23 protein-coding genes and 1 tRNA gene are annotated in these 26493 nt (G+C 57.1%); 11 read left to right on the plus strand and 13 right to left on the minus strand.

Translation table 11 applies throughout. The annotated features are described in order from the left end of the window. Positions 1-123: 123 nt before the first annotated feature. Positions 124-540 (plus strand): Fur family transcriptional regulator Irr, encoded by a 417-nt coding sequence (gene irr, locus KO498_RS16570; protein WP_215961029.1) that lies wholly within the window; start codon positions 124-126, stop codon positions 538-540. Between the two features lie 63 nt (positions 541-603). Then, on the plus strand, positions 604-1590 hold the full coding sequence (locus KO498_RS16575) for an NADPH:quinone reductase (protein WP_215961030.1): 987 nt from the start codon (positions 604-606) through the stop codon (positions 1588-1590). A 183-nt stretch (positions 1591-1773) separates the two neighbouring features. On the opposite strand, the gene KO498_RS16580 is transcribed toward KO498_RS16575, so the two are convergent. Next, positions 1774-2679 (minus strand): bestrophin family protein, encoded by a 906-nt coding sequence (locus KO498_RS16580; protein WP_215961031.1) that lies wholly within the window; start codon positions 2677-2679, stop codon positions 1774-1776. Between the two features lie 461 nt (positions 2680-3140). Between KO498_RS16580 and KO498_RS16585 the strand changes: the two genes are divergently transcribed. From KO498_RS16585 to KO498_RS16610, 6 genes are all read left to right on the plus strand, one after another. Continuing rightward, positions 3141-3743, plus strand: coding sequence for a superoxide dismutase (locus tag KO498_RS16585; protein WP_215961032.1), 603 nt, complete (start codon positions 3141-3143; stop codon positions 3741-3743). Positions 3744-3868: 125 nt separating this feature from the next. Continuing rightward, positions 3869-5086, plus strand: a complete 1218-nt coding sequence (locus KO498_RS16590) for a TCR/Tet family MFS transporter (protein ID WP_215961033.1) — start codon at positions 3869-3871, stop codon at positions 5084-5086. A gap of 68 nt (positions 5087-5154) precedes the next feature. Continuing rightward, positions 5155-6237 carry a Zn-dependent alcohol dehydrogenase gene (locus tag KO498_RS16595; protein ID WP_215961034.1) on the plus strand — a complete coding sequence of 361 codons (1083 nt, stop codon included), beginning with the start codon at positions 5155-5157 and terminating at the stop codon, positions 6235-6237. Between the two features lie 17 nt (positions 6238-6254). After that, positions 6255-7370 carry a 2-trimethylaminoethylphosphonate dioxygenase gene (gene tmpA / locus KO498_RS16600; protein ID WP_215961035.1) on the plus strand — a complete coding sequence of 372 codons (1116 nt, stop codon included), beginning with the start codon at positions 6255-6257 and terminating at the stop codon, positions 7368-7370. Further along, a complete protein-coding gene (gene tmpB / locus KO498_RS16605; protein WP_215961036.1) occupies positions 7367-7957 on the plus strand; it encodes a (R)-1-hydroxy-2-trimethylaminoethylphosphonate oxygenase in 591 nt (196 codons plus the stop codon). The genes tmpA and tmpB overlap by 4 nt, the downstream gene beginning before the upstream one ends. A 1-nt stretch (position 7958) precedes the next feature. Then, entirely contained in the window at positions 7959-9191 is a 1233-nt protein-coding gene (locus tag KO498_RS16610) for a mandelate racemase/muconate lactonizing enzyme family protein (RefSeq protein ID WP_215961037.1), read from the plus strand. Here KO498_RS16610 and KO498_RS16615 read toward each other — a convergent pair. The 10 genes from KO498_RS16615 to KO498_RS18445 all read right to left on the minus strand — a co-directional run bounded on the left by KO498_RS16615 (position 9188) and on the right by KO498_RS18445 (position 19223). Then, a complete protein-coding gene (locus KO498_RS16615) occupies positions 9188-10144 on the minus strand; it encodes a dipeptide ABC transporter ATP-binding protein (protein ID WP_215961038.1) in 957 nt (318 codons plus the stop codon). The two genes, KO498_RS16610 and KO498_RS16615, sit on opposite strands and share 4 nt — an antisense overlap. Then, complete coding sequence (locus tag KO498_RS16620) at positions 10141-11118, minus strand: ABC transporter ATP-binding protein (RefSeq protein ID WP_215961039.1); 978 nt, start codon at positions 11116-11118, stop codon at positions 10141-10143. Before KO498_RS16620 ends, KO498_RS16615 begins: the two co-directional genes overlap by 4 nt. Before the next feature lie 4 nt (positions 11119-11122). After that, positions 11123-12031, minus strand: coding sequence for an ABC transporter permease subunit (locus KO498_RS16625; protein ID WP_215961040.1), 909 nt, complete (start codon positions 12029-12031; stop codon positions 11123-11125). Between the two features lies 1 nt (position 12032). Continuing rightward, positions 12033-13040, minus strand: a complete 1008-nt coding sequence (locus KO498_RS16630) for an ABC transporter permease subunit (RefSeq protein WP_215961041.1) — start codon at positions 13038-13040, stop codon at positions 12033-12035. Next, the gene (locus KO498_RS16635; RefSeq protein WP_215961042.1) at positions 13034-14143 is read right to left on the minus strand and encodes a M24 family metallopeptidase; all 1110 of its coding nucleotides are present in this window, start codon (positions 14141-14143) and stop codon (positions 13034-13036) included. The genes KO498_RS16630 and KO498_RS16635 overlap by 7 nt, the downstream gene beginning before the upstream one ends. A gap of 70 nt (positions 14144-14213) precedes the next feature. After that, the gene (locus KO498_RS16640) at positions 14214-15800 is read right to left on the minus strand and encodes an ABC transporter substrate-binding protein (RefSeq protein ID WP_215961043.1); all 1587 of its coding nucleotides are present in this window, start codon (positions 15798-15800) and stop codon (positions 14214-14216) included. A gap of 67 nt (positions 15801-15867) precedes the next feature. Continuing rightward, complete coding sequence (locus KO498_RS16645; protein WP_215961044.1) at positions 15868-16458, minus strand: helix-turn-helix domain-containing protein; 591 nt, start codon at positions 16456-16458, stop codon at positions 15868-15870. Positions 16459-16697: 239 nt separating this feature from the next. Beyond that, positions 16698-16774, minus strand: a tRNA-Arg gene (locus KO498_RS16650). Positions 16775-17150: 376 nt separating this feature from the next. Beyond that, positions 17151-17462 carry an ETC complex I subunit gene (locus KO498_RS16655; RefSeq protein WP_215961045.1) on the minus strand — a complete coding sequence of 104 codons (312 nt, stop codon included), beginning with the start codon at positions 17460-17462 and terminating at the stop codon, positions 17151-17153. Between the two features lie 96 nt (positions 17463-17558). Further along, a complete protein-coding gene (locus KO498_RS18445) occupies positions 17559-19223 on the minus strand; it encodes a S1C family serine protease (protein WP_215961046.1) in 1665 nt (554 codons plus the stop codon). 257 nt (positions 19224-19480) lie between these two features. Between KO498_RS18445 and uvrB the strand changes: the two genes are divergently transcribed. Both uvrB and KO498_RS16670 read left to right on the plus strand, forming a co-directional pair. Continuing rightward, positions 19481-21673, plus strand: a complete 2193-nt coding sequence (gene uvrB, locus KO498_RS16665; RefSeq protein WP_215961047.1) for an excinuclease ABC subunit UvrB — start codon at positions 19481-19483, stop codon at positions 21671-21673. Between the two features lie 74 nt (positions 21674-21747). Further along, positions 21748-22272 carry a hypothetical protein gene (locus KO498_RS16670; RefSeq protein WP_215961048.1) on the plus strand — a complete coding sequence of 175 codons (525 nt, stop codon included), beginning with the start codon at positions 21748-21750 and terminating at the stop codon, positions 22270-22272. A gap of 213 nt (positions 22273-22485) precedes the next feature. On the opposite strand, the gene KO498_RS16675 is transcribed toward KO498_RS16670, so the two are convergent. Beyond that, entirely contained in the window at positions 22486-23076 is a 591-nt protein-coding gene (locus tag KO498_RS16675; protein ID WP_215961049.1) for an NYN domain-containing protein, read from the minus strand. 228 nt (positions 23077-23304) lie between these two features. On the opposite strand from KO498_RS16675, the gene KO498_RS16680 reads away from it, so the two are divergent. After that, positions 23305-23958 (plus strand): hypothetical protein, encoded by a 654-nt coding sequence (locus KO498_RS16680; protein WP_215961050.1) that lies wholly within the window; start codon positions 23305-23307, stop codon positions 23956-23958. A 38-nt stretch (positions 23959-23996) separates the two neighbouring features. Here KO498_RS16680 and KO498_RS16685 read toward each other — a convergent pair whose 3' ends face one another. Beyond that, a complete protein-coding gene (locus KO498_RS16685; RefSeq protein ID WP_215961051.1) occupies positions 23997-26285 on the minus strand; it encodes a glycosyl hydrolase family 28-related protein in 2289 nt (762 codons plus the stop codon). Between the last annotated feature and the right edge of the window lie 208 nt (positions 26286-26493).

Here is a 26493-nt window from a genome sequence, read left to right on the forward strand (position 1 = left end):
CCCCCGCCCTTCCTGCAAGGCTTGGCACATGCGGCTTAAGCGCCACCCGCGCACAAATGCTTGTAAACAGCGGGGTTTTGCTCCTATATTACCTGCGTAACAACCGGCCAAACGAGTGACCAAATGACACCGCAAACCGCCAAGATCCGCAGCACCAACTGGCTCTCAGGCGCGGGCTTGAGGCCCACACGCCAACGCCTCGCGCTGGCCGAGTTGTTGGTCGGCGACGGCAATCACCGTCACGTCACCGCCGAAAGCCTTTTTGACGCCGCCAAAGCCAGCGGCCAAGTCTCGCTTGCAACCGTCTACAACACGCTTCGGGCGTTTTGCGACGCGGGCCTCATGCACGAAATCACCGTCGACGGCTCAAAAAGCTACTTTGACACCAACACCTCCGAGCACCCCCACTTCTTCTGGGAGGACACCGGAGAACTCACCGACGCCGCGACCGAGCGCATGGACATCACCAACCTGCCAGATGCGCCCGCCAACGCCGAGATCGCCAGCGTCGACGTGGTCATCCGCCTGCGCCGGACGTAACTGCTGCACTTGACCCTTCCCTAAGCCTGCCGCACAACTCCCGTAACTCAGGGAGAAAAAACCATGCGCGCCATCACTTACACAGCCCACGGCCCCGCCGCCGATGTGCTCACGCTTTCAGAGCTAGAAACACCAACGCCAAAGGCTGGCGAAGTGCTCGTGCGGCTCATGCGCTCCGGTGTTAACCCCTCCGATGTCAAATCCCGCCAAGGCGCGCGCGGCGGCACGCCTGCCTATCCGCAGATCATCCCGCATTCTGACGGGGCAGGCATTGTTGAGGCCGTCGGTGAAGGCGTGCAGCCCTCGCGCATCGGCCAGCGCGTCTGGCTTTGGAACGGCCAGTGGCAACGCGCTCATGGCACCTGCGCCGAGTATATCTCCCTGCCCTCCGAACAGGCCGTGAAGCTCGCTGACGCACAGAGCTTTGACACAGGCGCCTCCCTCGGCATCCCCGCAATAACGGCCGCTCATACCGTGTTCGGCGGCGGCGACGTGTCGGGCAAAACCCTGCTCGTCTCCGGCGCGGGCGGCTCGGTTGGCTTCATGGCCGTGCAACTGGCAAAATGGGCAGGCGCGCGCGTCGTCGCCACGGCCTCGGCGGGCCCAAGCGCCGATCACGCGATCGCCGCGGGTGCTGACGTGGTGCTTGACCACCGCTCAAAAGACCTCGCCGCCGAAATCCTACAGGCCACCGCCGGAAACCTCATCTACCGCGCGGTGGAGTGCGAGTTCGGCGCAAACATCGACACTTTGGCCGAGGTCATCGCCCCCAACGGGGTTATCTCGGCTTACGGCTCACAGCTTGATATGACGCCAACGCTGCCCTTCCGCACGCTCCTCTTCAAAGCCGTCACCATCGACATCGCGCTGGTCTACATCCTGCGCGAAGCCGAGCGCGCCGCCGCCATCAAAGCGGTTAACAAAGCCCTGGCCGACAGCGCGCTGACCGCCCGCATTCACAAAGTCTTCACCCTTGATCAGACAGTCGCGGCCCACGAAGCCGTCGAAGCCGCAGGCCGCCACGGCGCGATCCTGGTCGATACCGAGTGAGGGCAGCGAACGGCAGCTTTGCGCCCTCATTGCCCGATGCCGCGCGCTGCATGAATGTCCGCAATTATGAGAGCGCCCAAAACCCTCAACAACCACTTAGGTTTTGAACGGTTTTTTGCCAGCTTCAATCAGGGTGATTTGGACAAGTGCCAAAAACAAGCATTTGTGACAATTTCCCGGATATTAGGTCAAAACAAAATTTTCAGTGGTCAAAGCCTTTGGTGCAGGGCGACCAAGCGCCTCGGATACCGAAATCTCAATTACCCGACACATCGCATCAAGCGGAAGCCCGTTTTGTACGTTGCGAAACGGAAGTTCCAGTTCATTGGTAACGGCTTGCAGTCCGAAAAATACATAAGCGACGACCGCTGCAAATATTGGAGCGAACCAGCCCGTAGCTTCGATAAGTGCGAAGGGTAACAACCAGCAATAGAGATAGGTTGTTCGACGTATCAGTAGAGAATAAACAAAGGGAAGTGGCGTTGTAAGAATGCGCTCACACCCAGCTTGCGCGAGCGCCACCGAAGATAAAGTTTGAGAAATGGCGAGTTGACCAAATCCGCTGATTTTATCTTGTCCAGCCAGTTTGCCAACCTGAACAGCCATAGACCTTAGTGCTGCATCTGCCGGGTTTTGCTGTGCAAGCATTGCCGTGGCTTTCTCCTCACCGATCCAATCGACAATATCGCCACTTACATCAACGTTTCGCAAAAACCCCCGATGAAGGTGAGCAAAAGCAACTGCGCAAGAAAGTATCCGTGCACGGTCCTCGTCTCTGCCAACAAAGATGCTCATGTGCCGCCCAAGGTTGCGCACATCTGCTATCATTGCCCCCCAGAGCTTTCGTGCTTCCCACCACCGGTCATACGCCGCGTTGTTGCGAAATCCGAGAAACAAAGAGAGAGCTACACCGAATATTCCCATGGCCGCAATCGAGATTTGAGGGAGCGTGATCACGTGCGCATCAATCACAAGTGCCGCCATGGACAAAAAGGCAATTCCGAGAATTTTTCCTATAATACTTGGTACAACCGACCCTTGCATGACGAAGAATAACTGGAGTGACGATGGGTGCTCCCGAACGATCATTTAGTATACCTTTTTAGAGGGCAGCGCATCAGCGCCGGTGACAAAATAACAAGCAATGCTCTATACGCGTTGGGCGTTGTTTCAACCTTAAATTTTGTATTGGTCGCACACAAGAGCGCAACGCTAGGCTGCAAGCAGACTTAACGAACGCTCAGCAGTTGATGTAAGCCCACCATTGGAGCATCTGCTACGAAATGGTCCTAAGTCCCGCAGAGCAGACATCAAATATCCTGTGCCGCGTTAACCAGTTAACCACCGCAAAACTGTGCATACGCATTATGCACTGTGGTATGCACTGGTTTATGCACCCGAGTCACAGCACCTTTTCAGGCTTTAACCAAGCGGTTCTCCGCCTTAGTTAATTGATAATTTTTCCCGAAAATGAGGCGCTAGGGCTTGACCTTTGCAGCCCCAAAGCGCCATTTGAGGGTAACTGAAACGCGATTTTAAGGAGGCCCACAATGGCTTTTCAACTTCCAGATCTTCCCTACGCCCACGACGCCCTCGCAGGCAAAGGCATGTCAGCCGAAACACTCGAGTTTCACCATGATTTGCACCACAAAGCCTATGTCGACAACGGCAACAAGCTGATCGCCGGAACCGAGTGGGACGGCAAGTCGCTCGAAGAAATCATTGTTGGCACCTACGACAAGTCATCAGTCGCTCAGAGCGGAATCTTCAACAACATCAGCCAGTTGTGGAACCACAACCAGTTCTGGGAAATGATGACTCCGAACGCGAGCGCCATGCCATCAGAGCTTGAAGCCGCGATCAAAGAGAGCTTTGGCTCGGTTGACGACTTCAAATCACAGTTCGCCGCAGCAGGCGCTGGTCAGTTCGGCTCAGGCTGGTGCTGGCTGGTGAAAAACACCGACGGCTCACTCGCTGTCACCAAAACAGAAAACGGCGTAAACCCGCTTTGCTTCGGTCAAACAGCCCTCTTGGGTTGCGATGTTTGGGAGCACTCCTACTACATCGACTTCCGCAACAAACGCCCGGGTTACCTTGATAACTTCCTGAATAACTTGGTTAATTGGGAAAATGTTGCCTCACGTCTTGGGTAAGCAACCCTCCTAAAACATTCAGAACGCCTCGCCCTCACCGGCGGGGCGTTTTACGTTGAGGCAGGCTTGTAAACCAACGCCGCACACCTATCTTGCCTAAATCCCTCACGCGTATCGGCCAGCCCATGACAAACCGCCTGCCCATCTTGTTCATCGTCATGACCGTCGTCATCGACGCGATGGGAATAGGCCTGATCATGCCCGTGATGCCCGACCTCATCCGCGAAGTTCAGGGCGGCTCACTTGCTAACGCGGCCCTCTGGGGCGGCATCCTGACAACCGCATTCGCCGTCATGCAGTTCGCCTTCTCACCCTTCATAGGCGCGCTCTCTGACAGCTTCGGCAGACGCCCCGTTCTGCTCGTTAGTCTTTTGGTCATGGCTGCCGACTACGTTGTCATGGCGCTCGCGGGTTCTATTTGGCTTTTGCTCGTCGGTCGCATTGTCGGCGGCATCACCGCGGCAACACACTCAACCGCGATGGCTTATATGGCCGACATTTCCGCGCCCCACGAAAAGGCTGCGCGCTTCGGCCTCATCGGCGCAGGCTTTGGCATCGGCTTTGTGCTCGGCCCCGTTTTGGGCGGTTTGCTCGCCGAATACGGCACGCGCGCGCCCTTCCTCGCTGCCGCCGCTCTGGCCTTTGGCAACACCATCCTCGGCGCCCTTGTCCTGCGCGAAACCGTCACCGACAGAACCCGCCGCCGCTTTGAGTTCAAGCGCGCAAACCCCTTTGGTGCGCTGCGTTCGATCAGCGGCTTTCATGGCCTCTCCGCCCTGCTTACGGTCTACTTTTTCTTTCAGGTCGCGCATTACGTCTACCCTGCCATCTGGGCCTATTTCGTCACCGAGCGCTTCGGATGGGAGGCCCGTATGATCGGCATAAGCCTAGGAATTTACGGGGTTTTCTTTGCGCTTGTGCAGGGGTTTCTCGTCAAACCTTCAATCGCATACCTTGGCGAGCGCCGCGCTGTAATCACCGGTCTGGTTGTTGACATCGTCTCGCTCATATTCCTCGGGTTCGTCACCAACGGCGCGGTGCTCCTTGCCCTCATTCCGCTGTTTTCTTTTGGCGCGATCTCCGTTCCCGCCCTGCAAGGTATGATGTCTCGCAACGTCGCCGACAACGCCCAAGGCGAGTTGCAAGGCGTCATGGGCTCACTCTCCTCGCTCTCGATGATCCTTTCACCCCTCCTGTTCACAGGCATGTTCTTTTACTTCACCCGCGCAGGCACGCCTCTCTACCTCCCCGGCGCGCCGTTTCTGGCTGCGGCGTTGATAATGACAGTCAGCCTCATGCTCTTTCTCGGGCGCAAACGCGGCAATGTGCAAAACCCGACGTAACCCCGTCGCTTTTCAGGCTTGAAGAACTGCGCAGCATGGCTAGGCTCCCCCTCAAACAGGAGAGTCAAATGCCGCAAATCAAAGCCGCCGTATGCCATGAATTTGGCGCGCCTCTCACAGTCGAAATGGTTGAGTTGCGGGCACCGCAAACCGGCGAAGTCGAAGTCAAACTTGACGCCGTCGCGATCTGTCACAGCGACATTTCCTTTGCCGACGGCGCATGGGGCGGCTCGCTACCAGCGGTCTATGGCCACGAGGCAGCAGGCATTGTTTCGGCTGTCGGCGGCGGCGTCACGGGTTTCAATATCGGCGATAGCGTCATCGTCACACTGATCCGCGCTTGCGGCACTTGCCCTTCCTGCGCTGGCGGAAAGCCAACCATTTGCGGCACGCCATATGATGGCGACAAAGGTCCGCTGTCCACAACAGATGGCGGCAAATTGCACCAAGCCATGGCCTGCGGCGCCTTCGCAGAAAAGGTCGTCGTCGATCAAAGCCAGATTGTCACCATCCCGTCGGACATGGCCAAAGACGCGGCAGCGCTGGTCTCTTGCGGCGTGATCACAGGCGTCGGAGCCGTGGTTAACGCCGCTCAAATGCGCGCGGGTCAAGATGTGGTCGTTATCGGCGCGGGCGGTGTCGGCCTCAACGCCGTTCAAGGCGCGCGCATCGCTGGCGCACGGCGTATCGTGGCCGTTGACATGAGCGAAGAAAAGCTCGAGATCGCCAAACAGTTTGGCGCAACCGACGGTATTTTGGCAACCAATTCAAACCCTTGGGAGGCCGCAAAGCAGGCCTTGGGCCGTGGCGCTGACGCGGTTCTCGTCACTGTCGGCGCCCCACAAGCCTATACCGACGCCCCCAACTATCTGGCCCCCGGCGGCAAGGTTATCATGGTCGGCATGCCCGCATCCGGCGCGGCATCCACCTATGAAGCTGGCAATTTCGCCTCTGCCGGACAGTCGATGGTTGGCTCAAAAATGGGCGATGTGGTCATCCAGCGCGACATCCCCTGGATCGTCGACCTCTACGGTCAGGGCCGCCTCAAACTTGATGAGCTGATCTCGAACCGCTGGACATTGGAGCAAATCAACGAAGCCATCGCCGACACCAAAACCGGCAGTGCAAAACGAAATGTGATCATCTTTTAACCACGCAAGAGGGCGTTATGACTGACCTCACCATCAGCGAGAACGGCCAGCAACTCAAAGTCGGCACCAAGCGGTTTCACAGCATCTGGCTGCGCGACAACGCCCAAGACGCCAGCACACGCGACACTGGCAACGGCCAACGCCTGATCACGCTTTCCGAGCTGCCTGCCGTGGTCACGATCAGCGCAGCGAAGGCCCAGGGCGACACCCTCAGCATCACCTTCGCCCCCGAAAATGTAACGCTCGAGTATTCGCTCAATTGGCTCATGGCTCACGCCTATGACACCACAGAAAAGGCCAGCATCGGCCACATGCCCGAGCACGCCGAAAGTTGGGGCGCGGGCCTGCAAGCCGCCATGCCATCCGCCCCGCTACCAGCGCTCAAAGACTTTGACGCCACGCGCCTAAGCTGGCTTGATGCTGTGCGCAAGTTCGGCTTTGCCAAAGTCACAGACATGCAAGCCACATCTGAAGAGCTGTTTGAAATCGTTGAGGTTTTCGGCTTTGTGCGCGAGACAAACTATGGCCGTCACTTCGAGGTGCGCACCGAGGTGAACCCTGTCAACCTAGCCTATACCGGCCTCGGCCTACAGGCGCACACCGACAACCCCTACCGCGATCCGCAGCCGACATTGCAGATCCTCGCCTGCCTTGAAAACTCCGCAGAGGGCGGCGAGAGCATGGTGGTTGACGGCTTCACCTGCGCCATGCGCTTGCGTGAAGAAGACCCCGAGGGCTTCCTCGCGCTTGCCTCTCACTCGGCGCGTTTTTCCTACACCGGAAGCGAAGGCGTGGCACTGCATGCGCGCCGCCCGATCATCGAGCTTTCGCCCGAAGGCACGCTCATGTCAGTGCGCTTTAACGCCCGCTCCGCCGCTCCGATAACCGACGTGCCCTTTGACGCGATGGAAGCCTATTACCGCGCCTACCGCCGCCTGTCCGATCTCGTTGACAGCGAAGAAATGCAAGTCTGCTTCAAGCTCGCCCCGGGCGAAGCCTTCATCGTTGACAACACCCGCGTTTTGCATGCGCGCAAGGGCTACTCCGGCGAAGGGAAGCGCTGGCTTCAGGGCTGCTACGCCGACAAAGACGGGCTGCTCTCAACCCTAAATGCCCTTGAAAACACGCTATGAAGGACGCACCGACACGCGACACGATTGTGGCCTTCTTGGGCGACATCTTTGAGCGCTGCGGCGGCGAGGAATACCTCGGTGAACCCGTCACTATGGCCGAGCATATGCTGCAAGGTGCCACCATTGCCGAGCAGCAAGGCCTCTCTGAGGACATCATCGTCGCGGCGCTCTTGCATGACATAGGCCACTTCACATCCGAGTTCGGCACCTTCGCCATGGACGACACCGAAGACCGCTTTCACGAGGAAGCCGGAGCCAAGGTGCTTGAGGCTTTCTTTCCGACATTGATCACCGACTGCGTGCGTTATCACGTTGCCGCCAAGCGCTATCTCTGCGCCACCAAACCTGAGTATTTCGAGCGTCTGTCCGAGGCCTCCATCCACTCGCTCAACCTTCAAGGCGGGCCTATGAACGCCGAAGAAGTCACAGATTTCGCCAAGAACCCCAACCTCGCCAGGATCATTCAGGTGCGCTACCTTGATGAAGCGGGCAAGCACCCTGACATGCAAACACCGGACTTCTGGCACTTCGCGCCGATGGTGCAGCGCATCGTTGACAAACACCTCGAACCTCAAACCGGAGCCTAAAATGCATCTCAAAGATCTCGACATCATCATCACCGCTCCTCCTGCTCCGGGCTGGGGCGGCCGCTACTGGATCTTGGTAAAAGTCACCACAGACACCGGCATCGTCGGATGGGGCGAGTGCTATGCAAGCTCCGTCGGCCCCGAGGCCATGCGTGCGGTGATAGAAGATGTGTTCGCCCGCCACATGGAAGGCGAAAACCCTGAAAACATTGAGCTAATGTTCCGCCGCGCTTACTCCTCAGGGTTCACACAACGGCCTGACCTCACAGTCATGGGCGCATTCTCCGGCCTTGAAATCGCCTGCTGGGATATTTTGGGCAAGGCGCGCGAGCGCCCTGTTTACGCCCTGCTCGGCGGGCGGATGAACGAGAAAATCCGCACCTACACCTACCTCTACCCGCTGGCTCACCAAGACATGGACAGCTTCTGGACAGATCCAGACGCCGCCGCCGAAAGTGCGGTTGAGGCTGTCGCGCGTGGCTACACCGCGGTGAAATTTGACCCCGCAGGCCCATACACCGCTCGTGGCGGGCACATGCCTGCGATGTCTGACATCACAACTTCAGTCGCCTTCTGCAAAGCCATCCGCGAGGCCGTGGGCGACAAGGCCGATATGCTGTTTGGCACCCATGGGCAGTTCAACACCGCTGGCGCTATCCGGCTTGGTCAGGCCATCGAGCAATACTCGCCGCTCTGGTATGAAGAGCCGACACCGCCTGACAATGTTGAGGACATGGCACGCGTTGCCCGCAATGTTCGCATCCCCGTCGCGACAGGCGAGCGGATGACAACCAAAGCCGAGTTCGGAGCCGTTCTGCGCGCCGGAGCCGCCGAGATACTGCAGCCCGCCTTGGGCCGCGCTGGCGGCATCTGGGAGATGAAGAAAGTCGCCGCGATGGCCGAAGTCTTCAATGTGCAAATGGCACCGCATCTTTATGCTGGCCCTGTCGAGTGGGCCGCAAACCTGCACCTCGCGACATCCATCCCCAACCTGCTGTTGGCGGAGACTATCGAAACCGAGTTCCACGATGCCCTCATCGGCGGCACGATCAAAAACGAGAACGGATTTGTGCGCTTGTCCGACGCTCCCGGCCTTGGAATAGACCTCGACGAAGACCTAGCGCGCGCCCACCCATACACCGGCGAAGGCCTGCACTTAGAGATGCAGGAAGAGCCCTGCGACTACCAGAACGGCAACAACTTCCAAGGCGGTGCTCCGGCCAAAAGCCACTAGTTTTCCGGATAAAAACACGCCGCCGAATGGGCGTCGTTAGACAAACCAGGACGTTCACTGCGACACCTGTCTTGCACCTTCCAACAGCGCGGTGCAAAAGGGCAACCCGCCGGAATGGCCAATGGTGACGGCAACTCGCCCTCAAGTTTGATGCGCTCCTTGTGAGCGCGCGGATCTGCCTGCGGTGTCGCCGACAAAAGCGCCTTTGTGTAGGGGTGCTTTGCCCCTGCAAACACGGCCTCGCGGCTCCCCTTTTCAACAGCGCGACCAAGATACATCACGATCACTTCATCCGCGACATGCCGCACAACGCTGAGGTCATGGCTGATGAACAAGTAGGCCAGTTGCATTTGCTCTTGCAAGTCAACCAACAGGTTAAGCACCGAGCTTTGAATCGAGAGATCAAGTGCCGATACAGGCTCGTCCAGCACCAGCACTTTCGGCCCCAACATCAGCGCCCGTGCAATGGCAATCCGCTGGCGTTGCCCACCCGAAAACATATGCGGGTAGCGGTCAAAATGTTCAGGGCGCAACCCGACAAGCCCAAGCATTTCTCGTGCCTTCGCCGTGCGCTCCTCGCGGCTCATATCCGGCCGGTTGATCACCAACGGCTCTTCCAGAATTGTGCCAATGCGCTGGCGCGGATTGAGCGAACCGTATGGGTCTTGAAACACGATCTGCACCGACTGGCGTAGCGAGGCCCAATTCTCGGGTAGTACCGGTTCACCGTCTAGTTCGAGTTTGCCGGATGTCGGCTCTTCAATCATCGTCACCATACGTGCAAGCGTCGACTTCCCGCAGCCGCTTTCCCCGACAACCGCGAGCGTTTTGCCGGCAAAAAGCGTAAAATCAACGCCCGCAACGGCCTTGAGAATTTGCGGCGAACGTAGCAAGCCGCCGCCAACTTCATAGTGCCGCTCAAGAGCGTTTGCTGTCATAACAGTTTGGTTCATGACGCAGCCTTCTCATCTGAATTCAGTGGGTAAAAGCACTTCGCATGGCCTAAGTCGGCGCCCAAAGTCGCGGGCACTTCGGCCTTACACTTGGCGTTAGCAAACTGGCAACGCGGCGAGAAGAGGCAGCCAGCGGGACGATCAAACTGCCCCGGAACCACACCGGGGATCGTCGGCAAACGCTTCTCTGTGGCACGCTCTGGCAAGGCGTCAAGCAGCGCCGAGGTGTAGGGGTGATGCGGGGTCTCAAACAGCTCGACAACCGGCTGCTCCTCGATTTTCTGGCCGGCATATTGCACACTCACCCGCTCGGCCGTTTCAGCCACAACGCCCATGTCGTGGGTGATCAAAACGAGGCCCATGCCGGTTTCGTCGCGCAGGCTCGCCAGCAAATCCAGAATTTGGGCCTGAATGGTCACATCAAGCGCCGTGGTCGGCTCATCAGCGATCAAAAGCTTCGGCTTACAGGCAATCGCCATGGCGATCATCACCCGCTGGTTCATCCCGCCTGACATCTGGTGTGGGAAGGCCGAAAGCCGCTTTTCAGGGTCGGGAATGCCGACTTGCTCAAACAGCTCCACAGCCCGCGCATGACGCTCGCGCCGGCCCATACCAAGATGTACGCGCAGCGCTTCCTTGATCTGCCAACCGACAGTGAAACACGGGTTGAGCGAGGACATCGGCTCTTGAAAGATCATCGCCAGATCATTGCCGACAACGCGGCGCCGCGCCTTGGCGTCCATGTGCAATAGGTCATGTCCGTCAAACATCAACTCGTCGGCAGTGACGGTCGCCGTCCAAGGCAACAGGCCCATAAGCGCCAGCATCGAGACAGACTTGCCAGAGCCGCTTTCGCCAACGATGGCCAGAATTTCGCTCTCGTTCACGTCTTGATCAACGCCATCTACGGCGCGGAACTGGCCCGACGCGGTGGCAAAATCTACACTCAGGTTTCTGATCCGCAAAAGGCTCATGTCATCAGCTCCTTTTCAGCTTCGGGTCAAGCGCGTCGCGCAGCCCGTCGCCCATCAGGTTGATCGCCAGCACCGTGACCAAAATTGCCACACCGGGGAAGGTAACGACCCACCAAGCGCGCAGGATAAACTCCCGTGCTTCGGCCAGCATCGTGCCCCACTCGGGTGTCGGCGGCTGCGCCCCCATACCCAGAAAGCCAAGCGCGGCGGCGTCCAAAATTGCGGTGGAAAACGACAGCGCGGCTTGCACGATAATCGGCGCGAGGCAGTTCGGCAGCACGGTGATAAACATCAACCGCCCAAGGCCAGCGCCAGCAACACGGGCCGAAACCACATAGTCTTTCTGCCGCTCCGAAAGCACGCTTGCACGGGTCAGGCGCACGTAATGCGGCTGCAAAACAATAGCGATCGCGATCATTGCATTGGTCAGTGACGGCCCGAGGATCGCGACGAGCACCAAGGCCAGCAGCAGCGAGGGAAAGGCCAGCACAATGTCCATGATCCGCATGATAATGCTATCAACCCACTTGGGCGAAAAGCCCGCGATCAAGCCGATGATGATCCCGCCTGTCGCCGCGATAGACACCACGATCACCCCGACAAAGAAGGAGTATCGCGCCCCGACGATAAGCCGCGAAAGCATGTCACGGCCCAAAGGATCGGTGCCCAAGATATGTGTCCAGTTACCGCCCTCTTGCCAGACGGGCGGCTGCAATGTGGCGGCGCGAAACTGCTCTGTGGCGTCATGCGGTGCAACCCAAGGGCCGAAGAACGCGAGAAACGCGAAGACAGCAAATATCCAAAGCCCGATCACAGCGCCGCGGTTTTCACGGAAGTAAAACCAGAACTCTTTGAAAGCACTTGGGCGCGCTACGATTTTTGTCGGGTCGTTTACGACAGGGTTAAGGGCCATGTTAGCGCTTCCTGATCTTGGGGTTGATGACGCCGTAAAGCATATCAACCGTGAGGTTCACGATCATCACCATCACAGCGATGAGCAGCAAGCCGCCCTGCACAACAGGGTAGTCGCGGCGGAAAATACTATCGACCATCCACTTGCCGATGCCCGGCCAACTAAAAATTGTCTCGGTAAGAATGGCGCCTGCAAGCAGCGTGCCAACAGACAGACCAATGACAGTGATCACCGGAATGAGCGCATTGCGCAGCGCATGGACAGCATTGATGCGCGTGGGTGACATGCCCTTGGCGCGTGCGGTTCTGATGTAGTCCTCGCCCAGAACCTCGAGCATCGCCGAGCGGGTTTGTCGCGCAATCACCGCCAACGGGATGGTTCCTAGCACAATTGTCGGCAATATGAGGTGCCGCACAGCCGAGGCAAAAGCCCCCTTCTGCCCCGAGGCGAGACTGTCGATCAGCATGAAACCTGTCGGGTCAGGGAAGTAATAGATCAGGCTGATGCGGCCTGATACCGGCGTCCACTCAAGGTTCCCCGAGAAGACGATGATCAAGAGCAAAGCCCACCAGAAGATCGGCATTGAATAACCGATAAGCGCCGTCGACATCAAAGCACGGTCAAAGAACTTGCCGCGGTTGACGGCGGCAATCACCCCCGCAGGCAGGCCCAAAGCGATGGCAAAGATCATCGCGCAGATCGACAACTCAAGCGTCGCCGGAAACAGAGAGAAGAACTCGTCCCAAACCGGGCGCTTGGTGACAAAGGAATTGCCGAGATCGCCTTGTAGAACGCCGCTCAAGTAGTCCCAAAACTGCACATACATTGGCTGATCATAGCCGAACTGCTTGGCCAGCTCGGCATAGCGCTCGTCAGAAATGCCTCTCTCGCCCGCCATAACCACAATCGGATCCCCTGGCAGTGCACGGATAAAGCCAAACGAGATCAGCGTCACGCCGATGAACGTCGGAATAAAGGTGAGCAAACGGCCCAGCACATAGTTCAGCATGAAATCACCATCAGCTCTTTGGGAAAGTTGGTTAGGGTCACACAGCCCTCTTCGGTGATCACCACATCATCCTCGATACGCACCCCGAAGTTGCCGATCTCGTATAACCCTGGCTCGTTGGTGTAGACCGTGCCCGCAGGCAAAGGCATCTGGTTGCCGCGCACAATGTAAGGCGCTTCATGCACTTCACGGCCTAACCCGTGGCCCGTCTTGGTGCGGATGCGGCTCGCATAGGGCGAGGCTTCCAGCACGCTTGTCACCACATCGTCGATCTCATGCGCAGTGACGCCAGCGCGGGTTGCGGCAAGGCCCGCCATGTTCGCTGCCAGCACGGTTTCATACACCGCACGCCCTTCGTCAGAGACTTCGCTCAAAAATACGGTGCGGGTGATATCGGCGGCAAAACCGTCTTTGCGCGCACCAAAGTCGATCAACAAAGCATCGCCCGTCTTTACCTTATAGTCAGCCCGTGCATGGGCATGTGGCATCGCTGAATTGTCACCAGCAGCAACAATGGGGCTAAAAGCCAGCCCGTCAGCGCCCTCGTCAAACATGAACTTGATCAAGCTCTGCTCAATGTCTTTCTCGGTCTGCCCGAGCTTCACCCCGTCAAGCATCCGCTGCAAAGCGCGCTCCGAAATGTCGACAGCCGCCTGCATTGCAGCAATGTCGGCCTCGGTTTTGATCATCCGTAGCGCGGAAATCTCGGCTTCGGCATCGGTGATCACAAGGTCTGGCTGGGCTTTGAGCAAAGCGTGGTGCACAAACACCCGCATCACTTGCCCCTCAACGCCAAGCGAGGAAATATCAAGATATTCAAGCAGCTGCGAAAAAGCGTCCGCGTAGCCAACTTGATCTCGCCAATCAAAGACCGCGCCTTCAAAGCCGACAAGCTTCCAGCTGCCGAGTTCAAGGTTGGGTACCAAGGCGGCGGGTGGCTTGTCAGCCGGAATGACCAGCACAAAGGGCCGCTCATGGCTCATAAAGCTGTGCTCAAGCGCACGGCTAAAGTTCGGCCCCGGCACAAGCGCAACGGCATCAACCCCAAGCTCACGGGCAACATCGGCATAATCTGCCAGTCTCTGTTTCAAGCTCTTGCTCACGGTGTTCTCTTTACCCTCAAAATGAGAGAGACGGCGCCTAAAACGCCGCCTCCAATTGCTTAGCCGCAGCTTACTTCAGGCCAACCTGGTTGAAGATGTGTCCGCCCAGCGGGTGAACAACATAGCCGTCAACTTCTGGGCGCATGGTCATGTAAACAACTGAGTGCGCGATCGTGGCCCATGGCGCTTGGTCTTTGAAGATCGCTTGAGCTTCTTTGTAAAGCTTGCTGCGCTCTTCCTGCGTTGGCAGAACCTTGGCTTTCTGGATCAGAGCGTCAAACTCTTCGTTGCACCACTGGGCGCGGTTTGACTTCGTCACACCGTCACAACCAAGCAGAACCGCAAGGAAGTTGTCGGGGTCGCCGTTGTCGCCTGTCCAACCCAGAAGCACAGCACCGTCGCGGTCCTTGGCTTTCGAGCGCTCAAGGTATTCGCCCCATTCGTATGACACGATCTCAACAGTCACGCCCACTTTTGCAAAGTCAGCCTGCATCAGCTCGGCCATACGACGCGCGTTCGGGTTGTAAGGACGCTGCACAGGCATCGCCCAGATCTTCATATTGAGGTCTTTCACGCCAGCGGCTTCCAGAGCGGCTTTCGCGGCTTCCGGATCATAGCTGTCGTCAACCGTGCTCTCGTCATACGACCACATTGTCGGCGGGATCGGGTTCTTGGCGATTTCGCCTGAACCTTGGAACACCACGTCGATGATCGCTTGCTTGTCGATCGCCATGTTAAGCGCTTTGCGCACGTCAGCGTTGTCGTAAGGCGCAACTTGAGTGTTGTAAGCAAGGTAGCCAACGTTAAGGCCCTCTTGTTCCATCACAACAACACCTTCGGCTTCTTTCATCGCCGCAACGTCAGCAGGGTTCGGGTAGGCCATAACATGGCACTCACCAGCCTGCACCTTTTGGTAACGCACTGACGCATCAGGCGTAATCGCAAAGATCAGGCTTTCAACCTTGGCCTTGTCACCCCAGTAAGCGTCGTTGCGCAGGTAGCGGATGACAGCGTCTTTCTGGTAGGCCTGGAACGAGAACGGGCCCGTGCCGATAGGTGCCTGATTGAGCATTTCCGGCGTGCCGGCTGCCATCATCGCGTCGGCATATTCCTTCGAGAGGATCGAAGCAAAATCCATCGCCATATTGGCAATGATCGGCGCTTCAGGGCGTGTCAGATGAAAGACAACCGTGTAGTCGTCGGTCTTCTCGATGCTCTTGATCAGATCAGGCATCGACATGCCGCCGTAGTATTCCCATGTGCCGCCAGAAACCTTGTTGTAAGGGTTTTCGGCGTTGCCTTGGCGATCAAAGCTGAAAATCACATCGTCCGCGTTGAAATCGCGTGTCGGTGTGAAGTTGGCGTTGGAATGGAACTTGACGCCCTGACGCAGTTTGAACGTCACAGTCAATCCGTCTTCTGAAACTTCCCAGCTCTCTGCGAGGCCCGGAATCGTTTCTGTCGTGCCGACTTTGAACTCGGCAAGACGGTTGTAAAGCGGGTGGCTTGAGGCATCAAAAGTGGTGCCGGCCGTGTAGAGCGCGGGGTCAAAGCCTTCTGGCGAACCTTCCGAACAATAGACCAGCGATTGGGCTTGTGCCGACGCGCCAAGCGCACCGAGCAAAAGGCCCGTGGCCATAAGTTTCTTAAGTGACATTAGAGTTTCCCTCCTGGTTGGTAATCATTTGAAATCAGCAGATTTCTCGCCGCTGATCGTGATGGGGTTATCGCCTGAGCGGTAACAACTCGCGCGGGTTTTCCTCCTGCGCAGCCTCTTGCTGTCCGATCTCCGCGGACTTGTCGTATTGCATCCGGCCAACCCAAAGAACACGGGCCAACCTTTCGGTTTTGTTCGACCAACAGTGCGGCGTTGTGCCCAGATAGTGCAGGCTGTCGCCCGGCCCCATCAGGTATTCCCGCTCACCGACCATCTGTGAAATTTCACCCTCAAGAATGTAGATGATCTCTTCACCGACATGTGTAACCACTTCTGATTCATAGCCCGGCGGCACGTTCATCACGTAAGACGTCAGCTCATGGCCCGTGCGCTCGGCACCGATCTGCTCATATGCGATCGAGGAGCCGGACACCGCAAACTGCGGCCGCTTGTCGCCGCGCGTCAGGCTGTCAACGGCACGGGGCGTGCGCACGAAATAGTCAGCCTCGACTTTGAGCGCCTGAGCAATCTGGCTCAATGTGCCTAGGGTTGGTGTCGCATTGCCGCGCTCGAGCTGGCTGAGGTAGCCCACCGACACACCCGATGCCGCAGAGAGCTGTTGCAGGGTCAACGACATACCATGTCTGAGCCTGCGCATACGCTCTCCCAGCCCATTGGCATGCCCGTTCGCCGGCTTTGGTGTTTGTTGAGGCGCGTTCTGTGGCACTGATCCCCCCGATCAAGCTTCAAACTGGCAATCGCTTGTCGCCAGAAACATCGAACCTGCCGCGATAAAAATTTAACGTCAAGAATAATTTTTTTACTCATTCAAAAATTTGTCAGGCAAATACAACCCGCAGTGGCGAAAAGCCCCATAAAACATCTGCATTCAGAAAATGGCGATCCCGGGAGGACTCGAACCCCCAACCCTCTGCTTAGAAGGCAGATGCTCTATCCAGTTGAGCTACGGGACCGCTTGCGCCCTATTTGCGCAAACTCGCGCACAAAGGCAAGGGCCAGTTCGAAGGAGGCTAAGCCGCCTTTACCGGCGATGGCCTGTGCGCGGGCTTAAAGGAGGCTTGCAAGAGTTTGCCTTCAAAGGCTTTCACCACGTGCCGCGCGGTGTTGCCGTAGCTTGCCGGCATGCTGCGCAACTCGGGGAACAGCCAAAGACAACCCTGAGGTTTGTCCGGAACTCTGTGCGGTTTTTTCCAAAACTCTGCTCATGACACCAATTTGTGCATTTGGCGTTGGAGCAATCATACAAATGTCGCGAATCAGGAGCAAGCGTCGGTTAAAACCTTGCTTTTACTGTGTCATTCGCAGCGTTTTTGGTGCCTTAGGCGCCGGTTAATGCGTCCAGGGGGTGCGCCGGTTGGTGGCGAAGTTTTCACCATACCCGCCAGCACGGATATTGGGTTTGCGCAGCTTGGGTTCTTGCACGACAGCCTCAAGACCCTTGCTCTCAGCATACTCCAGCGCGGCTTCTCGGCTGTCAAAACTCAGCTTCACCTGTGCTTGCGTGTCCGAAGAACTCGTCCAGCCCATAAGCGGATCAACTTCACGGCGTGTTTCGGGCGCAAACTCAAGCACCCAATGCTTGGTCTTGGCAACACCTGACTGCATAGCATTTCGGGCTGGTTTATAAATACGTGCGCGCATGTGTGTGGCTCCTAAACTGGCGGCATTATCCTTAAACTATGGCCGTTTCACAAGCGCAAAACTGCAGGCATTCGTCTCAAGTTTGCTTGGCCAAACTCATTTATAGCACTCCACAAGCTTGGTAAACGGAGCCGCCCGCGCCGCCAACGCAACAGGCTCAAGCTTTTCAGCCACGGCAGCAACCTGCGGCGTCACGCCGTTTTGCGCCAAAAACAGCTTGGCGATCTCGCCTCTGATAGCAAAATTGACGTTCTGTCGCAGGTCAAGCGAGCCATCAGCGTTTTGGCCCGGTTTAAGCTTGGCAACCACAACACCAATCACCGCACCACTGCTATCAACCACTGGCCCGCCCGAGTTCCCCGGTTGGATCGGAGCGGTGATCTGCATCTCGGTCGCGTCGCCCTGCATACCTTTCAGCGACGACAGCGTGCCGCGCGTTACATTCAGCCCTCCTAGCAAGCTCTGAAGCGGATATCCGAGCACCGTCAGATCAGAGTTGAGCGGCGCTGGTGCCGACGCGAACTGCGCAACAGCTGCGCCATCCTCGGCGCTCCCCTGCAACAGGGCCAGATCAAAGCCCTTGTCAGAGGCCAAAACTCGCAGGGCTTTTCCGTCAACCTTAAGCATGGAGCACCCATTCACCACATGTTCGTTGGTCAAAATATGCCCGGCGTCCGAAACAACAAAGCCTGAGCCAGTTCCAACCCTCTTAGGGTCGACCACCCGTGGTAGCGGCTTGGGCTTGCGCGCGACCGCGACACTCGCAGTCTTGGGCTGAATACTGTTGTCAGGTTCAAGCGGTTTTTCCGCCACCAATGCCAGAGCCGCCTCGATGTTTTGCGCCAGATAACCGTTCTCTTCAAAATAGAGATTGGAGACTTTGCCATCGGTAATACTTGCCGTGAAAGCCCGAAATATCTTTTCATCATGGCTTTTGGCCGACGTCAGGATCGACGACCAAAGCCCGCCAACCATGCGACTTCTGATGTAAAGATAGTCGCCGTTTGCCTGCCGTGCCGCTGACACCGCATAGTTGGTTTTGCGGGCGGTATAGGCTTTGCTGCTGCGCGCGTGCTTGTCGAGCACATACCGATGCAACCGCTCGGCCTGAGCCTGTGTGCCCCGCGTCATCGAGATGGAGAGCGAGCTATTGGCATGGTTCACATTTACAAATGTCTTTGAAGGCGTACCTTTGTGAAAGGCCCCGAATGGGAAGATGTAAGACATCTTCAACCAATCATTGTGGTAGTAACGCCAGTCATCGGCCTCAAGAATTTCCGCGAGCCTGAACACCAACATAGAGCTGTGCCAGTTCTGCGGAGCTGTGTTGAACTCACGCCATGCATAGGCCTGCATCGCACGCGTGCTGAACTTGCCCCACGCCCCGTCAACCAACCCAGTATAGTCGCCCTCAAACGCCAGTGCGAGCTGCAAGAAACGCTTCTCGGCGTATGACATTTGCGCCTCGGAAAACGGGCTGAAAAGGCCTTGCTTGTCTAGCGGTGCCGCGTTGTAGCTCGCTGCAATCGAGCGCTCCCGCTTCACCAAGCTCTTACCTGACGTGCAAAAAGCATCGTCCGGAATAGCTCCACGCGCTTTCAGCCGCGCCAAGGCTTGCTTTTGATCGTCCTGCCGAAGCGTGCGCCCAGTGATAGCGTACCAGCCGTTCTGCGTGCGATAGATCGTGACGTCATGTTTTGACCATCTGAGTCTGGCATCCGCCGTCGCCTCATCCGCCGTCGGACGTGATGCTAACACCACCAAGCAATACCCGTCGGCAACAAACCGGTTCGCCCAAGTTGCATTCGGTATAACGCTGGAAACGCTCAATAAAATAAAGCAAAGAAATAGCCTAAACATGCCACCTCCGTCTGTTGAATACTCTGACCATACACGCATTATTGCGGTTGACCATCTTTTCTATACTGTCAAATCCTGTCAGCAATGAGGCCTTCCCGCCCTTGCATTCCGCTGCCAAAAACCTCACCTTATCAGCCCAAGCCAGACGCGAGCGCCCCATGCCCCACGCCCATACCGACACATCCCCTGCCCTGATGAACGCGCCCAAGGGCGACGTGCGTGAGCGCGAAAAGCTCGAAGGCGGCAAACGCATCGTTATGCACACGCCCTTCACCCCCGCAGGCGACCAGCCAACAGCGATTGCCGAGCTCAAAGAGGGCATCCTTGAGGGCGAGCAAAACCAAGTGTTGCTGGGCGCCACGGGCACGGGCAAGACCTTCACAATGGCCAAGCTGATCGAGGAAACCCAACGCCCTGCGATCATCCTCGCCCCCAACAAAACACTCGCAGCACAGCTTTATGGCGAGATGAAAGGCTTCTTTCCTGACAACGCCGTCGAGTATTTTGTCAGCTTTTACGACTACTATCAGCCCGAGGCCTATGTCGCGCGCTCTGACACGTTCATCGAGAAAGAAAGCCAGATCAACGAACAGATCGACCGTATGCGCCACTCCGCCACGCGGGCCTTGCTGGAACGCGACGACGTGATCATCGTCGCATCTGTCTCTTGCATCTATGGCATCGGCTCGGTTGAAACCTATGGCGCGATGACACAAGACTTGGAAACCGGCAAGGAATACGACCAACGCTCCATCATGCAAGACCTCGTCGCGCAGCAATACAAACGCAATGACGCCGCTTTCCAGCGCGGCAGCTTTCGTGTGCGCGGCGACAGCCTGGAAGTCTGGCCCGCCCACCTTGAAGACCGCGCCTGGAGCCTTAGCTTCTTTGGGGACGAACTTGAATCCATTCAGGAATTTGACCCGCTCACCGGCGAGAAAGCCGGCAACATGGATAAGGTGCGCATCTACGCCAACTCGCACTACGTGACGCCCAAACCGACGCTCATGCAAGCGATCCAGAAGATCAAAGCCGAGCTGCGCACCCGCCTCGACCAGTTCACCAACGAGGGCAAGCTCCTCGAAGCCCAGCGCCTTGAGCAGCGCACGAACTTTGACCTCGAAATGATGGAAGCACAGGGCTTTTGCAACGGCATCGAAAACTACTCACGCTACCTCACAGGCCGCGCTCCGGGCGAGCCACCGCCCACGCTGTTCGAGTTCATCCCCGACAACGCCATCGTCTTTGCCGACGAAAGCCACGTCTCGGTGCCGCAGATCGGCGGCATGTATAAGGGCGACTACCGCCGCAAATTTACCCTGTCCGAGCACGGCTTTCGCCTGCCGTCGTGCATGGACAACCGCCCGCTCAAGTTCGAGGAATGGGACGCCATGCGCCCGCAGTCTGTCTTCGTCTCGGCGACGCCTTCAAAGTGGGAACTCGAGCAATCAGGCGGCGTCTTCGCCGAGCAGGTCATCCGCCCCACGGGCTTGCTTGATCCGGAAGTCGAAATCAGACCCGTCGAAACCCAAGTCGACGACCTGCTTGATGAGGTCAAAAAAGTCGCCGCCAACGGCCAACGCGTGCTCTGCACCACACTGACAAAACGCATGGCCGAAGACCTGACAGAATACCTCCATGAGCAAGGCGTGCGCGTGCGCTATATGCACAGCGACATCGACACGCTTGAGCGCATCGAAATCCTGCGTGATCTGCGCCTTGGCACCTTTGATGTGCTGATCGGCATCAACCTGCTGCGCGAGGGCCTCGACATTCCCGAATGTGGGTTGGTTGCGATCCTTGATGCCGACAAGGAAGGTTTTTTGCGCTCAGAGACCTCGCTCATCCAGACCATCGGCCGCGCCGCGCGCAACGCCGATGGCCGCGTGATCATGTATGCCGACCGCATCACCGGCAGCATGGAACGCGCCTTGGGCGAAACCGACCGCCGCCGCGCCAAGCAACACGCCTACAATGTCGAGCATGGCATCACGCCGGAAACCGTTAAGAAAAACGTCGATGACGTGCTCTCAGGCCTGTATCAAGGCGACACCGACATGAGCCGCGTCACCGCCAAGATCGACCCTGCCCTGCAAGGCGGCAACCTCAAAGCCGTGCTCGAGGGCCTGCGCAGCGACATGCGCAAAGCCGCCGAGAACCTTGAATTTGAGGAAGCAGCCCGCCTGCGCGACGAAGTGCAAAGGCTGGAAGCCGTCGACTTGGCCATCGCCGATGACCCGCTCGCAAGACAAAGCGCCGTCGCCGCCGCCAGCGAAAAAGCCCCCCGAGGCCGCTCAACCGCAGGCCGCTCCGGCCAACGCGGCGGGAACGTGAAGCGGCGGGGGCGGTGAGCTGCCCAAGCCTTGACACTCTCATTTGAGTAGTATCATTCTTTCCAAGCCACCCCAAATTTCGGACTAAGATTTTGAAAAAGCTTACCATTATTCTCATATCAGTCGGACTTGTAAGTGCCTGCAAGCCCTCCCAAGCCCTTCGCGAAACTTTCAATTCCGGAACTATTGCTGGTGCAGATGCATGTATTCAGCGACTGGAGGGAAACTTACTAGATGTTACAGAAAAAAAAGTTGTCTGCTTGATTAAGCACCAAAAGCAGATGAATAGCTTTGAAGTCTCAGGCAGGGGGTCACCAAAGATATCGTACGGGTATCTTGATAGTTTTTCTGGAAGTCTCGAAAACAGATCGGCAAATCGTGTCGTAACTTGGGTTCGCATCAAAGTTACGTCTTATGATACAGACGGCAAAAAGACAGATCATTTTTCTGAAAGCCAAGTTTGGGCTTTACCAGCGCAACCGTTTGGATTTTCGGGCCCATTCATCAACAAGGTCGCAGAATCTTCTGAATTCAAGACTGGCTGCCCAGAAGGCGAAAATGAGTTTAAGAACTGCTGGGTTTGGACCGTCGATCGTGCAAAAGGGCTTAGCTTATAGAGGTCGCTTCCACTCTCCCGTTGACAACCCGCTGCAACGCGGAATCAAGGCCGCAGGCCGCCGCGTATCGCGTCACATTGCAGATACTGCAATGTGACTGGGCCGCCCCACGGCACGGCGATTTGGCCAAGGTCATGCGATGTCGTGAGGGCACACGGATTTGGCTAAGATAAAGTGCTCAATTTGAACGGTGTATCGCCGCACCTCGGCCCGTCAATGCGCGGCTTCGCGCACCACCAACCCTTGCAGCACCACCTTGTCGTCGCGCCAACTGCCCTTCACCAACCGACCGCCTTCTCGCAGGATCGGATGTTTGCTTTGCCAATCGCGAAAGCGGTCGTTGCTGATGACTTGGCAGTTCAACTTCGCGGCACCCGCGAGCAAAAGCGGGTCGGCGGGCATGCCCTTGGGCGCGACATGCACTTGTTTTGAGGCCAGATCAAACTTACGCGCCAAGTGGTCTGGGCCCATATAGCGGCCTTCAAGCAGGTAGCCCGCATTGGCGTCAAACCACACCACAGGCACTAGCCCTTTGTACTTTAGTTTCACCAGCAGTGCATAGAGCGCCACCTCACTAACCTTCTCGCCCTTCCAGTAGAGAATGTTGGAGCCGTCAATAACAACATAGTTCTTCTTGCCCCGCCGAAAGCCCGTTTTGCCCCCGCGCCCACGCCCACGCCGCAACAATAGCAGAAGGTAAACCCCTGCAAGCAAAGCCGCGCCAACTCCGAAATAGTCTAGGTTTTCTGCTAGCCTGGGGTAGTCAGTAAGGACGTGTTGGAGCTGTTCAAATAAACGGGACAAACGGCACTCCGCAGCCAGTGAGAACCGTCAAAACTGTCAGCAAAGCCATAATGCGCATCGGTTAACCTCATGTGTTTTTTGCCAAACTAGGTCAGCGCTTGTCTGTCTTGCAATCCGGCCAAACCCGAAAGCCGCAGGGTGAGTCTCTGTCACAACAGTTCCCCTCCCCGATCCGCGTTAACCAATCCTTCACCCTTCGTAATCATGGTGAACACGGAATTAACGATAATGATGTTTCGCGCACTCCTCCTCTTTCTGGCAATTGCCAGCACAGCCCACGCCGGCGCTTGGCCGCGCGGCAAAGGCAACGGTTTTGCTATGGTCAGCTTTCAAGTCACTGCATCGGGGCTTGGAGGCCCTGTCAGCTACTATACAGGCAGCTTTGTTGAATATGGGTTAACCGACAAGCTGACCCTCGGAAGCGATGTCGGCCACGGTGTGTCAGGAAGCTCTAAAGCGCTGATATTTATCAGTTATCCCATCGGGGTGATCAACGACAAGCACAGGTTTGCCGCCGAGATCGGCGTTGGCCGCATCGCCGGAAACACGGTGGTTCGACCTGGGTTTAACTACGGTCGCGGGATCAAAAACCGCTTTGGCGAGGGTTGGGTTACGCTGGACACGCTGTTTGAGCATCATCTTGGCGAGGGCCACACCGACGTAAAACTCGACTTCACGTTTGGCCTTAACCACGGCCGCGGTTTTAAGTCGATGTTGCAGTTGCAAGCCGGTAAACAGCGCGGCGATCCGGGATTTTTGCGCCTCGCTCCGTCATTTGCCATGCCCATCGGCCAAAAGATGCACTTTGAGCTCGGTTTTTCCTCATCCCTGCGCGGCCCGAGTGAATACGGCATCAAAGCTGGCGTCTGGCGAAAGTTCTAAAGCAAGGAGCGCCCGCACTCGCAGGCGCTCCCAAGGCTCTACACCGGATTATCAACCCGCATGGTCACCACAACAGTGCCCCGCACCGCCTGCGCCCATTTGACATGCGCCTCGTCGTTGTTTGCCCCCTGCGCTAGCTCGACATATGGCATTTCATAGCGCTTCACGTTTGCCGAATTGCGGATGGCACCCTCAGCAACCACGGCCTCAACCTTGCGCACCCAGCCGCCAAACGGCAACTGAGGCGCCCCCTCGACAACCCAGGTGTCGCTGTTGCTCACCTGCTCATGGGTCTTTACCAGCGGGTTAACCGTCGCCACACCTACCGAGTTATACATATTGTCGCGCCAGTTTACATTTCGCATCCGGCTCAAATCAAACCCCGCAAAGCTGGTATCAACCCTCTCGACACGGTCAATCGAGCCGCCAATCGTGCGAAAAAAGTTGCCCTGAACGTTCATCCCGTTGATGAAATGCCCGCTCCCGTGTGGCTTCACCACAATAAAGCTGAACCACGGGGCAACACTTGAACACAGGAAAATATTGTCTGACAGGTTTAGCTGGCTAAACGAAAACTCCGAGGCAAAATCCGGATCATTGTCATGCTCGTTCGTCCACTCGATGAAGCAGTTGTCGATATAGTTGCCATCAATCGTCGCGCGGCAGTTCGTCCCCGTCAACACAATGCCAGCCAGCCGCAAACCGTTGCTTTCCCCGTCTCCCTGAAAAAAGTGATTGCCCTCAATCATCGAGCCCGACCCGCCCAAAACCGCAAAGTGCCGGAACTTGACCACACGGTTGTTGCGCAGCTTCACGTCATTGCCGTTCGCGTTCAGCGCAATCGAAACCCTGTCCTGACTTGGCGTCTGCCCTTCGTCCGACAAAAACTGGCAGCGGTCAATCTGCATGCCCTGACACCCCTCCCCGGGGCTGGTGATAGCGCGGTCTTTCGGCCCCGTGAAAAAGCAGTTCTCTACCGAGAAAATAAGCCCCGCAGTCGCCAGACAAATACCGCTCGCCTCGCCCTGCAAACGAAACTCGATATCCTTCACAGAAAACCGGTCAAGGTCTTCCATCCCGCTGAAATCCAGAACATACTTGAACCGCCTGAAGGTAAAGTTCTGGGTGCCGTCGGCATCATACAATTTCTTGGAAATGGTGAGCTCCTGTGCCGCAACATTCTTGCCGCGCACATAAACCTCGCGTCCAACACCATTGCCCTCAAGCAGCGCCCCAACAGGTATGTTCGCAACGTTCGTAACCCCCGTCAGCTTGAAGCCATCACTCGGGCTATACGTCGCTTGTGAAGTGAACACATCTGTGTCCCAAGCAGCACCGGTTTTTACGTCAAACTGGCCGTTATGAATGTGCCGCCGCGTCGCATAAGCGCTGCGCCCTGACACCGCCCGCATATCAATCGGCTCGGTGATCGTAATGCGCCGCCCGTCCATATCAAGGCTCTCGTGATCGACATTGTCAAACAGCGCCTGCACCGCTTTCTTGAACGCCAGCTCTTCGTTTCCAAAGGCGTCAATATACATCGGCAGGTTGTAGTCTTTGGTCAGCGCAAAAATGTGGCTGTCCGCCATCTCGACAGTGCCCTCAAAGCGCACACGGCTCTCGAATGTCATACTGTCGCCAAGGAAATATGTGCCCTTTGACACCAGAACAACGCGCCCGTTTGCCGCTGCGTCTGCGGCTTCAAAGGCCGCCAAATCGTCTGTCATACCGTCGCCAACAGCGCCGTAATCGCGCACATCAACCATTGCCAGCATGTCGCGCACAAAAGCACTGGTAATGTCTTCAACCACGATGTCATCAATGCGCACAACACCTCCTGTGGTGCCCGTCATATCAAGGCCGATATGGGCATAAAGCGCGTCAGCCCCCCAGACCATATCAACGCCGCCGCGCCCGCCTGCGCCGATAATCGCTGTAATTTCAACAACCTCTCCGTAGGCCGTCAGGGTTGTCGCTGGCCCTTGCTCCACAAGGCCGCCAACATGGTTGTCACCCGCGCCGCCAGCCCAAGCTGCAATGCGCAGGCTCGGAAGCGGCCCGCTCACGGCCTTCACACGCGCGCGCACTTGAATGTAGCAGCCGGGCAAAAGCGGCGTCTCGCCCATGTAACGCAGCCTTTGTGTGGCATCGGTTTTCACCAGTTCAAGGCAGCCGCCAAAGTCCGCATCGGCGGGCACAAAGGCCGCGTTCGCTTCGTTCTCGTATGTGTCCTGACCGGGTCGGCCGTCTTGGCTTGACCAAACATCAAGCCCGCCCGCAAAGGCTGGCGGCATCAAGAGAACTCCATCGGTGATTGCCTTGTTCATAAGTATCCTTTCCGCGTCGCATTCCGTGCTTGAATGCGATGCTGTTAAAACTCTCGGGGTCTGCGCCCGTACAAGTGAAAGGAAGTATCAACAGGGTGTTAACGCGATCTATGCGCAGCGCGCGTTGCGCGCTTCATTGTTTTGGCGTTCGCTGCCTTTACCACTTTGGGCCAGAGCGTGGTTTTGAAACTGTCTGCACGCATTATGC

It is taken from the genome of Lentibacter algarum (assembly GCF_018860975.1).
GTDB classification, from domain to species: domain Bacteria; phylum Pseudomonadota; class Alphaproteobacteria; order Rhodobacterales; family Rhodobacteraceae; genus Lentibacter; species Lentibacter algarum_A.

Coding starts and splice junctions, on each gene's coding strand:
- KO498_RS16655 (WP_215961045.1), bottom strand. CDS start 17,462: ATGCGCGCACGTATTTATAAACCAGCCCGAAATGCTATGCAGTCAGGT.
- KO498_RS16580 (WP_215961031.1), bottom strand. CDS start 2,679: ATGATCGTTCGGGAGCACCCATCGTCACTCCAGTTATTCTTCGTCATG.
- tmpB (WP_215961036.1), top strand. CDS start 7,367: ATGAAGGACGCACCGACACGCGACACGATTGTGGCCTTCTTGGGCGAC.
- KO498_RS16620 (WP_215961039.1), bottom strand. CDS start 11,118: ATGAGCCTTTTGCGGATCAGAAACCTGAGTGTAGATTTTGCCACCGCG.
- KO498_RS16615 (WP_215961038.1), bottom strand. CDS start 10,144: ATGAACCAAACTGTTATGACAGCAAACGCTCTTGAGCGGCACTATGAA.
- irr (WP_215961029.1), top strand. CDS start 124: ATGACACCGCAAACCGCCAAGATCCGCAGCACCAACTGGCTCTCAGGC.
- KO498_RS16610 (WP_215961037.1), top strand. CDS start 7,959: ATGCATCTCAAAGATCTCGACATCATCATCACCGCTCCTCCTGCTCCG.
- KO498_RS16630 (WP_215961041.1), bottom strand. CDS start 13,040: ATGCTGAACTATGTGCTGGGCCGTTTGCTCACCTTTATTCCGACGTTC.
- KO498_RS16680 (WP_215961050.1), top strand. CDS start 23,305: ATGATGTTTCGCGCACTCCTCCTCTTTCTGGCAATTGCCAGCACAGCC.
- KO498_RS16625 (WP_215961040.1), bottom strand. CDS start 12,031: ATGGCCCTTAACCCTGTCGTAAACGACCCGACAAAAATCGTAGCGCGC.
- KO498_RS16590 (WP_215961033.1), top strand. CDS start 3,869: ATGACAAACCGCCTGCCCATCTTGTTCATCGTCATGACCGTCGTCATC.
- KO498_RS16575 (WP_215961030.1), top strand. CDS start 604: ATGCGCGCCATCACTTACACAGCCCACGGCCCCGCCGCCGATGTGCTC.
- KO498_RS16585 (WP_215961032.1), top strand. CDS start 3,141: ATGGCTTTTCAACTTCCAGATCTTCCCTACGCCCACGACGCCCTCGCA.
- uvrB (WP_215961047.1), top strand. CDS start 19,481: ATGCCCCACGCCCATACCGACACATCCCCTGCCCTGATGAACGCGCCC.
- KO498_RS16595 (WP_215961034.1), top strand. CDS start 5,155: ATGCCGCAAATCAAAGCCGCCGTATGCCATGAATTTGGCGCGCCTCTC.
- tmpA (WP_215961035.1), top strand. CDS start 6,255: ATGACTGACCTCACCATCAGCGAGAACGGCCAGCAACTCAAAGTCGGC.
- KO498_RS16645 (WP_215961044.1), bottom strand. CDS start 16,458: ATGCGCAGGCTCAGACATGGTATGTCGTTGACCCTGCAACAGCTCTCT.
- KO498_RS16685 (WP_215961051.1), bottom strand. CDS start 26,285: ATGAACAAGGCAATCACCGATGGAGTTCTCTTGATGCCGCCAGCCTTT.
- KO498_RS16640 (WP_215961043.1), bottom strand. CDS start 15,800: ATGTCACTTAAGAAACTTATGGCCACGGGCCTTTTGCTCGGTGCGCTT.